Raw genomic sequence first — 15030 nt, forward strand, 5'->3', positions numbered from 1 at the left:
GGGCCGCCTGGTGTTCCCTTAACCGCTGGCCTGTGTCCCTCGGCGCGATCATCGACGCGTTGGCTAGCTGCCAGGGCGGCAGCGGGAGGCGCGGCTGCGCTGACAGGGCGACGTCGGACTTCGGCCGGTGCTGCGCGGCGCTCGGTGAATCAGCGCTGCCCGGACCAGCGTTTCCGTCGTGCTCACCGATCGATGGATCCTCGTGCGGCAGCATCGTTTTGTCCCCCCGCGATCCGGCGCTCAGTTCGGTTCCGATGGTACGTGCCGTGTCGGGCGCGTGCTCGGGTCGGTCAGCGGCGGCGTCGTCGGGCGGCAGCAAGTGCCGCGGCGGCACCCATCACCGCCAGACTGGCCAAGGTGACACCGAACACGACGGTGCGTGCGTGCTCTTTGCGCGAATCCGGTTGAGCGTCATGATCGATCGGTGTAGCGCGCTCAGATCCAGTCCGGGTTTGCGGCGGTGGCAGCTGATAGGTCAGCGCGGCCACCGGGTCGACCACCCCGTACCCGGTCGCGGGGTTGGGTCCGTCGCCCGGTGTGTGCGCGGTGCGCTTGACCAATTCCATCACCTGCGGGGCGGTCAATTGCGGGAAACGCGATCTGATCAGCGCGACGACACCCGACACAAGCGGAGCGGCGAAGCTTGTGCCGTTCAGCGGCATCAGGCCGCGTTGGCCCAGTTCGGCGTCGACAAGGCCCGGGCCGTTGGCGTCTAGTGAGGTGATGTTCTCCCCGGGTGCGGCGACGGCCAGCCAGGGGCCGTGCAGGCTGAAATCGGCCGGCAACGCCGAGGTGGTCACCGCGCCGACGGCTAGTACGTAGTCGCTGAACCAGGCCGGCGTGGCAATGGTTTGTACCGTGTCCCAGCCCTGTGTCATCGGCTGGTTCGGGTCGTTCTGCGAATTCTGGCTGGCGCAACGGCTTTGAGCGGCGACATTGCCGGCCGCAGCCACCACCACCACGTTGCGGTCGAATGCGTAGCGCACCGCGCGACCCAGTCCGGCGTCGTCTAATCCGGTACCGACCGCGGCGCAGGCGGCTTCGGAAATATTGATAACGGTGGCGCCCAAATCGACCGCCCGGGTGACGGCCAGCGCAAGTGTCGCGGTGTCGCCGTAGCCCGTCGACGTGGCGTTCGGGTCGTTCGCGTTGTTAGCGCCGCCGACCGGCCCGTAAACGCCGCTGTTCTGGCGGATCGACAGGATCGCCGCGTCGGGGGCCACGCCGGCAAAGCTGTCGTCGCTGTCGGACGCGGCGGCGATCAGTCCGGCGACCAGGGTGCCGTGCGCGTCGCAGTCGGCCAGCCCGTCGGTGGTGGAGACGTAGTCGCCTCCACCTTCGAGCGCATGCAGCCGCGGGTGGCGGTTCACCCCGGTGTCGATGACCGCCACTTTCTGACCCGCCCCGCGCGAGAATCGCCACGCTGACCGGTAGTTGAGCATTGCGTCGGCACTGGTCTGCTTACGGAAGTCGGTGCCCGCCAGCACCCCGGTGGGCACCCCGCAGAGTGCTTTGAGCTCGCTGGGCTGCGGCGGAATCGGTGGCCCCGTCGGTGGTGGGCCGGGCTCCACCACCGGGGGCCTGACCGCGCCGGCCGGTGCGGGGACACCGATGCCGGCGCCCGCGACCAGGACGGCGGCGCACATGCGTGCCGCGGCGCGACGAGAGCTGCCCTTCACCAATGCAGCCTGCCGTAGATGCCCATCACCCACAGCCCCACAGGTATCAGTGCACCCGTCGCGGCGTAGTCCAGGTAGGGAGCTGCAGCCGAACACCATTGCCGCACACGGCTCTGTGGCGCCAACGCGCCGGCCAGGGTCGCCGCCGTGGCCAAGACGGCGAGTACGCCAATTCCGGTCAGCCGTAGCGGAAAGCTCCCGGCCTGAGTCTGCACGCAGACGGCCAACGTCAGTGCCACGGCGGGCGCGGCCAGCGCAGCCCGCTCGGCGAGCGTGCCAACCCGCCGGCTGCGCAGCGCCAGCACCGTCGCGCACACCAGCGCGAAGGCCAACGCCGCCCATCCGGGGTCGGTGCGCTGCAGCACCGCACAGCTCGTCGCGACGACGGCCGCCAGACCCGCCAGCAGGCCCGCCCGAGTCAGGGCCGCCCCACGGACCCGGGCCCACACCTGCTCGGCGCCGGGCACATCGCTGCCGGGGTCGTTGCCCTCAGCCGAATCCGTTGGTGTCGGCGTGAATCCCGGCATCGTGGCCCCGGGTCGGCGCTTGTGGCGTGTCTTGACCGGCGGTGCGGGGACGCGCGATAGCCGCGAGAAGGCGGAGGGAACGGCCAGTGCAGCCACCGTCGCTATGGTGGCGGCGAGCACCGCCAGCAGCGGCAGGGGTACAGCCAGACCCCGACCGAGAAAAGCGAGGCCCGAGAAGCCCAATATCACCTCCGCACCCAGATAGGCCCAGTGCGCGGCGCCAATGATCCGCTGGGAGAGAACGGCGAGGCCCAGGAGGATCGCGCTTGCCACAGCCAGGGCGTAGGGGCCGTGCGGTGCTGCCAGCGTCCAGCCCAGCGCGGCTCCCAGCGCGATGGGCGGCCAGGCGGTTGCGGCGGCGATGGGGCTCAAGCGCGGGGTGCGGCCCGCGACCGTCGCAACGGCGATCAGGCTGAGCGTGGTCAGCGCGGCGCCGGCAATCACGGCGCGGCGGTGTGTCGCCGGCGCCCCCGCCAACAAGAGGAGCAACCAAGCCGCAGCAGACAGCCACAGTCCTACGAAGCCCATCGTTTGGGCCGCACCCGAAGTCCAGGCCGGGTGCAGCGTTCGGTTCAGCCGGGCGGCCGCATCGACGACGTCGTCGTACAGCGTCGGCGGTGAGAGCGCGCGTCGTTCGGAGAGGCGCAACAACTCGTTGTCGGCGATGCCGATGGCCCGCAGCGTCTGTTCGGGGGGCAGCGGCTCCCCGCCCAGTCGGGTGAGCACCCAGAAGCTGCGACGTTCGTCGCGGGCGGCGGGATCCTCGGTGTCGCGGGTCCGGCGCGAGTGGATCAGCGCGACCAGCTCGGGCAACAAGGCCGCCACCGGAATGTCCGCCGGCAGCGCGACATCGACCTGGGTATGCGTGCCGAGCACCGAAACCCGGATCCGTGCGGGTGGGGCCGCGACGACCGGACGTAGCTCGCTCACCCCGGTCATCGGTCAGGCATCCTGGACAACTGGATCACGCCCTCCTTCATGGTTCGCGAGATCAGCATTCCCCGCCCGGGCGGCATTGAGCTGGCTTTGTAGCCGCCGAACAGCGGACCTTCCTCCTTGCTACCGCTCATCACCAACGCGTTGCAGGACAAGTCCTTGAGGCGGCCGACGAACGGGTCCATCAGCGCGCGGGCGGCACCTCCGGTGCGTCGGGTGACCGCTACGCGTAAACCGATATCCCGTGCCTGGGGCAGGTATTCGAGCAGCGGGCCGAGCGGATGGCTCAGGGCGTTGCCGCCCAGCAGGTCGTAGTCGTCGACCAGTACGAACAATTCCGGTCCGGACCACCACGACCGATCCTTGAGTTGCTGCTGGGTGATGTCGGCGGGCGGGAGTCGGTCCTTGAGGGCACCGGCCAGTGCGGTCATCAGCTCGGTGCACGACTGCGGGGCGCTGGCGTAGCCGCCAAGGAATGCGTCATCGACGACGCCCAGGAGCGAGCGACGGAAATCGACGACGATGATCTTGGCTTGGTCGGGTGTGGCGTTCTCCATCACGCCGGCGGCGATGTTGCGCAACAGACCGGTCTTGCCGCATTCGGAGTCGGCCAAGGCCACCAGGTGCGGTTGTGCGTCGAAATCGACGACGACTGGGGCGAGTTCCTCCTCATCGATGCCGATCGCGATCCGGGAGTGGTTCAACAACCCGGCCTCGGCCGCCGCCGCGACGACCTTCCCGCGCTCGACGTTGTGCGGCAGCATCCGGACTGGCGGCGCCTGTCGGCGGCCATAATGGGCACGCATCGCCGCTACGGCGCCGGCCACCCCGGCCGGCAGATCCTCGACCGTGTTTGCCGAGTCCAGCCGCGGCAGGGCTATCAGGATGTGCAGGCCCTGGGGGTTGATGCCCCGGCCGGGCCGGCCGACCGGGACCAATTCGGCCGACCGGCGGCCCACCTCGCTGTCGATCGGATCACCGAGCCGCAGCTCGATACGGGTCCCGAGCATGTCCTTGACGGCGGGGCGGATCTCCATCCACCGTGACGCCGAGATCGCCAGGTGCACACCGTAAGACAAGCCCTGGATGGCTATTGACTGCAGCACCGGCTCAAGGGCTTCGAAATCGCTTTTGATCGAAGCCCAGCCATCAACGACGAGCACGACATCACCGAAGCTGTCATGTGCCAAGGGATCGTCGGCGGATGCTTCGGCAGAAAGCGCGACCAATTGCGCCTTGCGAGTCCGGAATTCGCGCATGGATTCGATGCCCAGGTCACGGAAACGAAGTTCCCGGGCACGAAGCACGCCCGCCACTTCAGCGACCGTGCGCCGGATCGCGTCGGAGTCCATGCGCGCGGCTACCCCGCCGACGTGCGGCATGCCCGCCAATCCGGCCAGGGTGCCTCCGCCGAAGTCCAGGCAGTAAAACTGCAACTGCTCCGGGGTGTGCGTAGCCGCGGCCGCCATGATCAGGGTGCGCAGCGCCGTGGATTTACCCGACTGCGGTCCGCCGACCACGGCAACATTGCCTTGCGCGCCGGACAGATCGACCATCAAGACGTCACGGCGCTGGTCGTAGGGCCGGTCCACGACGCCGATCGGCATGCGAAGCTGGCCGGTCAGGTTCTGCGCGGCACGCCAGTCGGAGTCGGTGAGCAACTCGTTGACCGCGGGGCTGTCGGCTAGCGGCGGGAGCCACACTTCATGGGCGGGGCGCCCATGTCCGCGTAGCCGGCTGACCGCCACGTCGAGGACCGTGGTTTTCTTCGCACCCGAGGCTGCGAGGGTTTCCGTTGCCGGTTCCGCTGCGATCGTGGCGGGCGCTGGCGCCGCTTCGGCGGCCGGCACGGACACGGCAGTGAACAGTTTGGGCGCCAGTGCCCCCAACGCGGAGGTGCGACCCGTGCGTGCGGAAACCCGGGGTTTGACGTATTCGCCGGAGACGTAGCTGGTATTGAACCGGACCGGCTCGTCGACGTCACACTTGAGGAACGCCGAACCGGGCACGCTGGGCAGGTGGTACGCGTCGGGCACTCCCAGTACGCTGCGTGACTCGCCCGACGTGAAGGTTTTCAGCGCGATGCGGTAGGACAGGTGCGAGTCGAGGCCGCGCAGCTTGCCTTCCTCGAGACGCTGGGAGGCCAGCAGCAGGTGCATGTGCAGGGATCTGCCCAGCCGCCCGATCATCACGAACAGTTCCGCGAAATCCGGCTTCTGGGAGAGCAGTTCGGAAAACTCGTCGACCACGATGAACAGCGCCGGCAGCGGCGGCAGGTCGGCGCCGCCGGCGCGGGCTCGTTCGTATTCGGTGACGTTGGGCAGGTTGCCGGCGGCGCGCAGCACTTCTTGACGCCGGTTCACCTCGCCGGCGAGCGCGTCACGCATCCGGTCCACCAGTGTCAGTTCGTCTTCGAGGTTGGTGATGATCGCGGCGATGTGGGCCAGACCTTCGAGTCCAAGAAATGTGGCGCCGCCCTTGAAGTCGACGAGTACCAGGTTCAGCGCGTCCGGCGAATGTGTGGTGACCATCGACAACACCAGCGTGCGCAGCAATTCGGATTTACCCGAGCCGGTGGCGCCGATACACAGTCCGTGCGGGCCCATCCCTCCCTCGGCGGACTCTTTGATGTCAAGCTCGACGGGCTGCCCGGTGGGGGTGGTGCCGATAGGCACCCGCAGTCGCTCGCGTGGAGATCGAGGCCGCCATACCTGTTCTGGCACAATGTCTGCTGCGTCAGCGATGCGGAGCAGCGCCATCAGCCCCGGGTCTGTCGCGCCCGTGGCGGCGTGGAGATTGATGATGTGGGCGGCGCTGGCCGGGCGGTAGCGGCCGATGCGTCGCGCTGTGGTCTCCGCCTCTGCGACGGTGAGCGAGTCGGGGGTGGCAAACCGTTCGGTGCCACTTGCGGTGTGCGCGGCGACGTCTTCGCCATCGACGACCAGTTGAAGGTTTCGTCGCGCCGCAACGCCCTGGCGGGGACCGTTGAGATCGAGCACCGTCACGCTGTCCATACCGGCGTCGGTGACCAGCCGCTCCTCACCGCTGACGTATCCGTCGTCGAGGACAACGACTAATTGTTTGGTTCCCTCGGTCGGCGGTGCGGTGCGGCTGAAGCGGCCACGCTCGGCGAAATCGGAGGCGAGCAGGGTTTCCAGTTGCGCCAGGGCAGGAACCAGCAGCCGGACCGATCCCATGCCGTCGCGGGAATTGGGGTGCTGGGCGTGGGGCAGCCACTTGAGCCAGCCCCAGTGCTCGCCGTCGGGGTCAGCGGTCACCATGGCGACTTGCACGTGGTCCGGTCCGTGGAACGTGCACAGCTCGAGCAGCATCGAGCGCACCAACTGACGGACCATGTTGCGCTGGCCCTCGAAGGTGATGGTCGGGAAAGACCTCAGCGACACCGCAGTTGGCAATGCGTGCACCACCGCGTGGGTCTTGACGAATCGGCGCAGCGCCACGGTGGCGACTGGTTCGAGATCTTCGGGCGGACCAGTCTCGGGTGCCAGCATGCGCGTAGCCAGTCGATGGGTGCCGATGCCCAGCCGGACATGGCAGTAGTCGGCATCGGCCGGCCGACGTTCCCACATCCGCCCGGTGCCAACCACGTCAGCCAATGCGCGTGGGTCGGGATGGCTCCACTCCAGCGCGAGGCGCTGGGACTCGCCGGTGTTGTCGACCTGCTCCCGCAGGTTGGCCAGATAGCTGAAATAGTCCTTACGTTCCTCATTGAGTTCGGCGGCCGCCTTTCCGGTGCGACCGCCGCCGCCCAGGAACATGCCGGCCACCGACATCACCATCATCATCGGGAAGATCAGGAACATCGGGTTGCGCGACAGGTCGCGGCCGCCAACGGTGACCATCAGCGCGATCATGCCGATCACCGCGACCACCATCATCAGTGGCATCAGACGCAACACCAGGTTGCCGGGCAGCACCCGCGGGACCTCGGGTGGTGCCTCCATGTTCAATTCCCCGCCGGGCATCGGCGGCGGAACCACCCGCGCTCGGCGAACAAAACCCTGAGTGCTCACATACCCCCCGACAGTTCCCCGACCCGGCACCGGGACGGTAACGGGCATTGGTAGGTATTGTCAGCGTCAAGCCGCCCCAATTCCCAGGAGGCCGACGGGGTTTGACTCTACCGCCATTGCTGTCTGACCTCGATCCGGACAGCCAGTCCGAACCCGAGCTGAGCCGGCTGACGTTGCTGGTAGCGACGATGAGTCTCGACGTCGGGCTGCCCGCCCATGTTCCCATCGCGGCCTTCATCGACGACGTGATCGACATCGCCAACGAGCAGCTCGCTGCCCGCGCGCCGGCCGACGAGGTGCGGTTCGACACCGGCGACGGCTGGACGCTGGCGCCGCTGGGTCGCGAACCGATCGATCCGCGGCGCTCGCTCGCTGAGGCGGGGGTCTATGACGGCGACCTGTTGATGCTCGCTGAGACGAAGGGGCCGGTGGCCACGCTGCTGTTCGATGACGTCGACGAAAGCGCCACCAAAAATTCACCGGCGCTACATCTTTGGACGACCGGCGGTATGGAGGCGCGACACTGGTTTGGTGTCGCCCTGGCGGCCGCCCTGACGCTGGCCGCTCTGGTATCGGGCTGGGCCGGCCAGCGGTGGGTGCCCGCCGCGGCACTGGGTCTGGGAGCAGCGGCCATATTGTTCGCTTGCGTGCTCGGTGTTCGCACGGCTACGTCGCGGCTGTCCGGGTGGGTCGCCGCGGTGGCGTTGCCGCTGCTGTTCGCAGGGGCGTTGTACGTGGTGCCGGGCGGGTTGGGCGCCACTTCCCTGCCGATGGCTTGCGCGCTCAGCGCACTGGGGTCTCTTATGGTGTTGCTGGTTTCCGGAACAGGACGCGTGCTGCACACCGCGGTGATCGCCGCGGCCGCATTGGCCGGCACCGCTGCGTGCACCTGGCTGCTGTGGCGGCCGCCGGTGCACACGGTGGGCGCGGTGCTGACCACGGTGTCGGTCGTCGTCGTCTACCTGGCGCCACGGATAGCGATCCTGGTGTCGCGGCTACCGATTCCGCGGGTGCCCACCGCCGGCGAGCCGCTCGACGACATCGAAACCCAGGGAGCACCCACCGTGGAAGGTGTGGACGCGGTCGGTAAGCAGGTGATTCCCACCGAGGCCGACATGCTCGCCAAAGTCGGCCGGGCCAGCCAGTACCTCACCGGGATCCTGATCGCGGCTGCGCTGACGGCGGTCGCCGGCAGCTATCTGACCATCGATGTCGATAGCGACACTTTCAGGCAGGAAACACTTTTCGCAGTCCTGGTCGCCGCGGTGCTGTGCCTGCGTGGGCGCGGGCATCACAACGCGGTGCAGTCGGCAACGCTCATCGGCGCTGGGCTGGTGATTGCCATCGCAGTCATCGTCAAATCCGCGGTCAACCTGCCCGGCCAACAGGCCATCGCCACTCTCGCGCTGATCGCACTGATGGCCCTGGCCGGATTTTGCGGGCTGGTCGCCCCCCGGTTGGAGTTCTCCCCCGTATTGCGTCGTCAGGTGGAGATTCTGGAATACCTGGCCGTGGGGTCGCTTTTTCCGCTGTTGTTCTGGATTGTTCGGCTGTACGCGTTCTTTCGGGAGCTGCGGGTCTGACTGGCCGGAAAGTCAGGTGAGGGACTCACTGCCCCCACGCCCACACATTCGCCGCTGAGTGTCAGCGGCTCGACGGCTGGATCTTCACACTGTGAGGGTCAGCCGCTACGCCGTCATGGGCGATCAAGGCGGCCTCCTGCGACAACTCAGGACCCGGCGGCAGCAGCGACAGGACCGGCCAGGGCGCGAGGTGAGGCGCATCGGCCGGTCGATCGGGCGCGTTCACACCGGTCACGCCGAGCGCCTCTGCGGACTGAAAGTCTTTGATGGGGTACCGCACTCCGGTGTCGGAGACGTAGTAGAGCTGACCGATCCTGTGGCTGTCCGGCTCACCGCCCGTCGTCTGCACATACTCCCCGCTGCCCGGCGGCAAGTAGACGTCGCCGGCATGGGCGCCGTCGTTACCGGCGCCGGCCAACGTTACGCTCTGAGCGGCTTCGGGTATAGGCAACCGATGCCCGGCCAATAGCCGAATCGCCGCCAGTGCAGCGGTATTGGGTCGTTGCCAGGCCATGCAGACCACCCGATCCGGGTCAACCGGCAGGATCTGCGGCGAAACCGAGGGGTAATGGTCGACCGTTAGCCGATGCACGACTGGTGCCGCCGCCACCACAGCGGGAGCGATCACCCGCGCGTCGCGCGTGGATACCTCGGCGGTGTCGGGTTCGCCGTAGCGAATGATGTCGGCAGTGGCGGCCGAGACGGGCTGCACTCCTTCTCGCAGCACGACATAGCGTTGTTCGCCGCGGGAGTCGACGGTCTTGACGATGGAGCCGACCGGATATCCCGGCCCCAGCGCCGCACTGGACTCGCCGATCCCGTCGATGCCGACCGGGCCGATCGGTTCGACCATCGGGAATGCGTTGAGTAACCCCCGCGAGACCGGACGTGTCGGCGCGCCCTGCAGGTGAAGGCCATTGAGCACAGCAGGGTTTGACAGGTCGATGGGAGCGCGGACGCCGTCGTAGATGAGGTAGTTGGTGCCGCCGACGGCGGTGAGAATCGCCTGCGTGGGCTCAGCCGCGCGGACGTCGCCGTCGAGCACCGGGGAAACGGCCAACACGGTGGTGTCCACGGTGACCGCGCCGGTCGGTTCAGTCACCGGGGGGGATTGCAGGGTGTCGCAGACCGTCCACGACGAGGTGGTCATGTCGGCGCCGCCGCGGATGCTGGTCGGTGCACCGACGATGCCGACCATCGAACCGCGGGGTAACGCGTTGAGGAACTTGTCGTCGACTTCTTTCGGTTTGTCGTTCTTTCCGACGATCAGCCGCGCCGAGGCGAGATTGAGCACCGGGTGCAGCCGGCCGCCGATTCGGACGAATAGCGCACCACTCGACTTGCTCAGCAAGATCGTCGCGTCGCCGAAGTTCGGCGCCGGTTTGAAGAAGGCAAGCACCGCGCACGCGCCGGTGACGAGTACCGCGGTGAACAGACCGACCAGAAGGGCGCGTATCTGGCCGCGCATCGGGTCGTGGATCATCCGCGAGTCACCGCGGATCAGCGCGTGTTCAAGGCGCCGGATCAAAAATCGGTATCCGTTGACCTGCGCGCGCGTGGTAACTTGCGCTGGCATCGACCCTCCCCCGTCACCGTCTGGCAGGCTGCCTTGCGTCGGTACGGTATAGCACGATCAGGTTAAACATGGTGCGGCCGTTGCTTCTTCGCAGCGAACAGGAGGTCAACAGTGTCCTCTGGCAGGCAGCTCGCGTCGCAGACGATCACGGGAGCGTCGCCGGGCTGCGGCCCGCGCACCAGCGGGAGTGACGTCCGCGTGCAGCGCTGGTTACCGCTGAGTGAATTGCTCGCGGCAGAGGTTTCGGTTGCCGCCGGCATGCTGACCGCGACATGGCTGGGCGTGTCGGGGTGGTGGGGCGTGGCCGCGGGTCTTGCGCTGGGCTGCGCCATCGTGGCCCCGGTGCGCGGCGACACACTGCCCGCCCGAATCGCCCATCGCGCCGGGTACCTAGCCGACCGGGGTCTTCGCGCGCGCAAACCCGTGGTCACCGATCCGTTCGACGTCCAGACCGGCGAAGGCGAGCAGATCGGATTCCGCTGGGACGGTGCCACATTACTGTCGGTGCTGAAGATTGACGACAACCCGCAGGAGATGACCGTCCTGGAACCGGGTATGACGGTGTCGGGCGAGATGGTGCCAGTGGGCTTGCTGGCCGACTGCCTGCGCCAGTTCGACATCACCGTGGCCGCTATCGACATCATCAGCCAGGGGGCCCGCTCGTACGGCCACACCCGCGTGGCCGCGATTTACGACGCGACATTGGGCCCCTTACCCGCGATCGCGCAGCGCAGCGTCTTTGTCGTGGTGCGTCTCGATCCGTCGCGGTGCGCCGACGCAGTGCGCCGCCGCGGCGGCGGCCGGGAAGGCATTCTGCGCACCGCCACCACCGCCACCCGCCGAGTGGCGCGTCGGCTGATCGAGGCAGGTCTGCGACCGCACATCCTCAACGCCAGCGGGATCGCCCGCGCCACCAATCAGCTCGGCGACGGGGTCAACCTGGTCACGGTCGAGGAAACGCGAGACACGTGCCGCGATGGACATTTCCGTCTGACCAGCTTCGCCGTCACGGCTGATTCGCTGAACACCGCCGGCCTGGCGATGCCGTGGACCGTTTCCAGTTACTCGACGACGGTTTGCCTGTCATTGCGCCCAGGAACCGCGCCGGAGCAGGTGATGATTCGCGGCTTGGTCCGTTTCGACGGTGATGCCGCGCAACCACTTGTCCGCCATGCGGGCCTGATCCACTTGCGGGGGTTACAGTTCTCCGCCCTCGCCGCGAGCCTCCCGGTTTCGCCACCGGCCCGCTCGCCGGGGCATTGGGTCGATGCCGCGAAGTGCGATGCGGATGGGCTGGCGGTGCCGGCATCGGGGTGCGGTCAGGTCATCGGCGCCGACGAGCAGGGCCGGGCAGTGGCGGTGCCGCTGTTCGGGCCGCAGATCGGCCGCGTCGAGATTCGCGGCACGCTTCACCTCGCGCAGCAGGTGGTACTGCGGTCGCTGGCATTGGGCGCGCGAGTGCTGGTGCACAGCGTGAGGCCCGGCCGATGGCGGCACATGGTTGACGAGGTCGACTGCACCGATCTGTTGTGGGCCACGGACTTCGACCGCGGCACAATCCAAGCCGGAGCCAACCGCGACTACACCGTCGAGATGTTCGATGGGTTGGCTGAGCGGACGGTACGGGCGGGGGTCACCAGCATGACGGTCGCTGCGCCGACGACGTCGCTCACGTCTTCGACCGCGGATGTCACCCTTGACTTGATTTCCGTGGAGGACGCCGTCGTCAAGGTGAACACCCGCGCAGGTTCGGCGTTGGTGACCATGGTGGCCACCGACGAGGAGATGCGCTACCTCGATACCGCCGACGGCGACGGCGACTGACCCCGCTTCCTGGCCACCTGGCTGCACCAGGGTTAGTGCGCTAGCGTGGACGCGCAGTCAACGGCAACAAATTCCCAAGGCGCGGGAGTGACCGTGGTCTATTCGCGTGGTACTACACACGATCGCACGTCCTATCGACCCACCACGCGGGCAAGCGCTGGAGGCCTCGGACAGCTCGGCACCGAAAACCGGTCGCAGCGACGGCTTTTCATAGTTGTGGCGGTGCTTGGGCTGGCCGGCTACGTCCTCAGCTTCAGCCCCGCGATCCACGGCAGCGGAGCCGACGGATGGAATGTGCGGTTCGCATCGTTGGCGGCACTGGGCGCCGGATTCGCGCTGTTGCCGCGGCAGGACCCGCACGAACTTGCGGTCGCCGCACTGGCCGCAATGGGTTTCCTCGACGCGCTGTCGTCGAGTGTTCTTGGGGCGGACCGCGGGTGGCCACTTATCGTCCTCGCGGTGTTCAACGGCGCGCAGGCCACCGCCGCGGTGGGCGCGTTGGTGCGCCGGCGCGCCAGCACCCCCGCCGGTTACGCCGGCTATGAAGCGTACGTCGACTACTACAACCAGCTCGCGCGGTACTACAGCGCGCAGGCACCGTCGGCGCCCACGCCGTCACCGCAGTCCGCCCAATCGGGCGCCGACGCCCAGCGTTCGGCCCAGCACCCTGCTTCGGCCCCTGGCCAGCCTTTGGCGGAAGAACGATTCGCCGCACCGGATCCGGTACGGGCGATGTCACAGCACAGCGACGATGCCAACCCCGCCGGCGCCGGTCGCGCGGTGCACGGTGAATCCGCTTGGTCACCAGCCGAACACGGTCAATCCCTAGCGTCGAATTCACCAGTGCCGCACGGCACCTTCGGAATACGTGCCGGCTTGGCCAGCGCCGCCTCCTCGGCCGCGCCCGCCGGCGCGGCCGAGGAGGCCACCCACCGAACTTCGCGACCGTCCGCTGGGCCGTAAGCAGCTACGGCTGGCAGATCGGCTCAGACAAAACCGAAATTCTTTCATCGCGACCTCGCATTCCCCGCGACCTTCCAACCGGAATGCGGATCCATCCCCTGCCTTTATCCGCATATACAGGAATATCTCAGGTTTTATACCGCATCCGAGTAACGATATCGGCCTAGGATCGGCCTGCAGACCGGCCTACCGGCAGCCCCGGGACCGCGTGCATCGAGCGGCTTCGGGCATGCCGTGGGCCTCGGCCGAAAGGACCCAGCGCTGACTTCTCTCCCTGACGACCCCGGGCGTCGACCGCGGCACGGGTGGACGAACCGGCGATGACGGCGCCGATCTGGATGGCCTTCCCGCCGGAGGTGCATTCGACGCTGTTGTTCAGCGGGCCAGGCCCCGGATCGCTGCTGGCCGCGGCCAGCGCCTGGAACTCGTTGAGCACCGAGTACGCCGCGGTCGCCGACGAGCTCACCGCGCTGCTCAGCGCCGCTCAGGCCGGCGCGTGGGACGGGCCAAGCGGCGCGCGATACGTGGCCGCCCACGGGCCATACCTCGGCTGGCTGCTGCAGTCCAGCGCCGCCAGCGCCGGGATGGCCGCCCAACACGAGGTGGCCGCGACGGCATACACGACGGCTTTGGCCACCATGCCGACACCGGGTGAGCTGGCCGCCAACCACGCCATGCATGCAGTGCTGGTGGCGACGAACTTCTTCGGCGTCAACACGATTCCGATCGCGCTGAACGAGGCAGACTACTCGCGAATGTGGGTCCAGGCCGCCACGACCATGAGCGCCTACCAGGCGGTGTCGACGGCGGCGGTTGCCGCGGCCCCGCACGCCACGGCGGCACCGCGAATCGCGCGCGCGGACATGAGCACCGGCGGCATGAATTCCGGCTCCGGAATGAGCGGTAGCTCGGGCATGAGCGGCGGCAACCCCTACATCACGGGAACCTCACTCCCCCAGAATCTCCAGGAGTGGCTGGAAGCGCTGTTTCCCTTCAATCCCTTTTCGCCGCAAGGCTGGTCGATGCACCCAAGTCTGTCGATGTTCCTCTCGCGCGTGGAGACCCTGATTCCCATGTATGCGCACAACCCGGGGCAACTGCTCGAGACCATCGTCATGCTGGCGCTACAGTTCGTGATTCACCGAACGCTCGTACTGATCAACCTGCTTCTATTCAACCCGGCGGGATTGCTGAGCTTCTTCCTGAGCAATCCGGTCTACACCCTTGGACTGGTCGCCCCGGTGCTCGTGGTTCCCGCCGGAGCTGCGGCCGGCTTGGCGGGGCTGGCCGGCCTTGCTGGAGCGACGCCGGTCTCGACGGCGGCGGTCCCTCTGACACCGAACACACTTCCTCTCACTGAGGCGCCTCCGATTCCCGCGGTAGCCGCCGCACCGACGGTCAGCTCCGCCCCGTTGCACCCGGCCGCTCCGGTATCGGTGCCGACACCAGTCGCGGCGCCCGGGACCGGTGTCCCACCGGGGCCGCCGCCCTCGGTGGTGGGGCCGGAAAGTGCCATGGGTGCACAGAATTTCGTACCGCCATACCTCGTGGGTTCGCTCGGCGCCGAGGCGGACGCCAACGTGGCCGGCAAGGCCCCGAAGGCGGCCGCGGCCGCCGCGACCAGCGAGTCAGCCGAACCGGCTAAGGCCGCCCAGCTGCAACGACTGCGGCGGCGTCGGGGAGCCGCACCCGGCCGCACACACCGCGGTTACCGCTACGAATTCCTCGACCTCGAACCAGAATCGACTGTCGCGAGCGACGCGCCCCCGGCTTCCGCGACGGCCTCGCACGACGGGGCGGGTCCGTTGGGCGCCGCCGGATTGACCAGGCTGGCCGTCGACAGATTCGGCGGCGGAGTGACCGCCCCCATGCTGCCCGGCAACTGGAAAGCCGGGCCCGACTGACGCG

9 protein-coding genes are annotated in these 15030 nt (G+C 67.9%); 4 read left to right on the forward strand and 5 right to left on the reverse strand.

What is annotated here, in order from left to right:
* The 4 genes from A5692_RS30025 to eccCa form a co-directional block, all read right to left on the reverse strand.
* On the reverse strand, nt 1–319 hold a 319-nt coding region (locus tag A5692_RS30025; RefSeq protein ID WP_231984415.1), incomplete at its 3' end, for a hypothetical protein.
* The gene (mycP, locus tag A5692_RS22305) at nt 291–1646 is read right to left on the reverse strand and encodes a type VII secretion-associated serine protease mycosin (protein ID WP_068059931.1); all 1356 of its coding nucleotides are present in this window, start codon (nt 1644–1646) and stop codon (nt 291–293) included. The genes A5692_RS30025 and mycP, both read right to left, overlap by 29 nt.
* Nucleotides 1647–1675: 29 nt before the next feature.
* A complete protein-coding gene (gene eccD / locus A5692_RS22310; RefSeq protein ID WP_068059935.1) occupies nt 1676–3145 on the reverse strand; it encodes a type VII secretion integral membrane protein EccD in 1470 nt (489 codons plus the stop codon).
* Nucleotides 3142–7176 carry a type VII secretion protein EccCa gene (eccCa, locus tag A5692_RS22315; RefSeq protein WP_068059937.1) on the reverse strand — a complete coding sequence of 1345 codons (4035 nt, stop codon included), beginning with the start codon at nt 7174–7176 and terminating at the stop codon, nt 3142–3144. The genes eccD (A5692_RS22310) and eccCa overlap by 4 nt, the downstream gene beginning before the upstream one ends.
* Nucleotides 7177–7292: 116 nt before the next feature.
* On the opposite strand from eccCa, the gene eccD (A5692_RS22320) reads away from it, so the two are divergent.
* Nucleotides 7293–8759, forward strand: coding sequence for a type VII secretion integral membrane protein EccD (gene eccD, locus A5692_RS22320; RefSeq protein ID WP_231984416.1), 1467 nt, complete (start codon nt 7293–7295; stop codon nt 8757–8759).
* Between the two features lie 61 nt (nt 8760–8820).
* Here the strand turns inward: eccD (A5692_RS22320) and eccB are convergent, their stop codons facing one another.
* The gene (eccB, locus tag A5692_RS22325) at nt 8821–10335 is read right to left on the reverse strand and encodes a type VII secretion protein EccB (protein WP_068059946.1); all 1515 of its coding nucleotides are present in this window, start codon (nt 10333–10335) and stop codon (nt 8821–8823) included.
* Between the two features lie 111 nt (nt 10336–10446).
* Between eccB and eccE the strand changes: the two genes are divergently transcribed.
* The 3 genes from eccE (at nt 10447) to A5692_RS22340 (ending at nt 15026) form a co-directional block, all read left to right on the forward strand.
* Complete coding sequence (gene eccE, locus A5692_RS22330; protein WP_231984417.1) at nt 10447–12159, forward strand: type VII secretion protein EccE; 1713 nt, start codon at nt 10447–10449, stop codon at nt 12157–12159.
* Nucleotides 12160–12252: 93 nt separating this feature from the next.
* The gene (locus A5692_RS22335) at nt 12253–13122 is read left to right on the forward strand and encodes a DUF5336 domain-containing protein (protein WP_255397069.1); all 870 of its coding nucleotides are present in this window, start codon (nt 12253–12255) and stop codon (nt 13120–13122) included.
* Nucleotides 13123–13442: 320 nt separating this feature from the next.
* A complete protein-coding gene (locus tag A5692_RS22340; RefSeq protein ID WP_068060341.1) occupies nt 13443–15026 on the forward strand; it encodes a PPE domain-containing protein in 1584 nt (527 codons plus the stop codon).
* Nucleotides 15027–15030 lie beyond the last annotated feature (4 nt).

The organism is Mycobacterium sp. E342, from assembly GCF_001667665.1.
Classification (GTDB): Bacteria; Actinomycetota; Actinomycetes; order Mycobacteriales; family Mycobacteriaceae; genus Mycobacterium.

Bases quoted from the DNA above. Each gene is read 5' to 3' on its own strand.
- mycP (WP_068059931.1), bottom strand. From the start codon at position 1,646: ATGTGCGCCGCCGTCCTGGTCGCGGGCGCCGGCATCGGTGTCCCCGCA.
- eccD (WP_068059935.1), bottom strand. From the start codon at position 3,145: ATGACCGGGGTGAGCGAGCTACGTCCGGTCGTCGCGGCCCCACCCGCA.
- eccB (WP_068059946.1), bottom strand. From the start codon at position 10,335: ATGCCAGCGCAAGTTACCACGCGCGCGCAGGTCAACGGATACCGATTT.
- A5692_RS22340 (WP_068060341.1), top strand. From the start codon at position 13,443: ATGACGGCGCCGATCTGGATGGCCTTCCCGCCGGAGGTGCATTCGACG.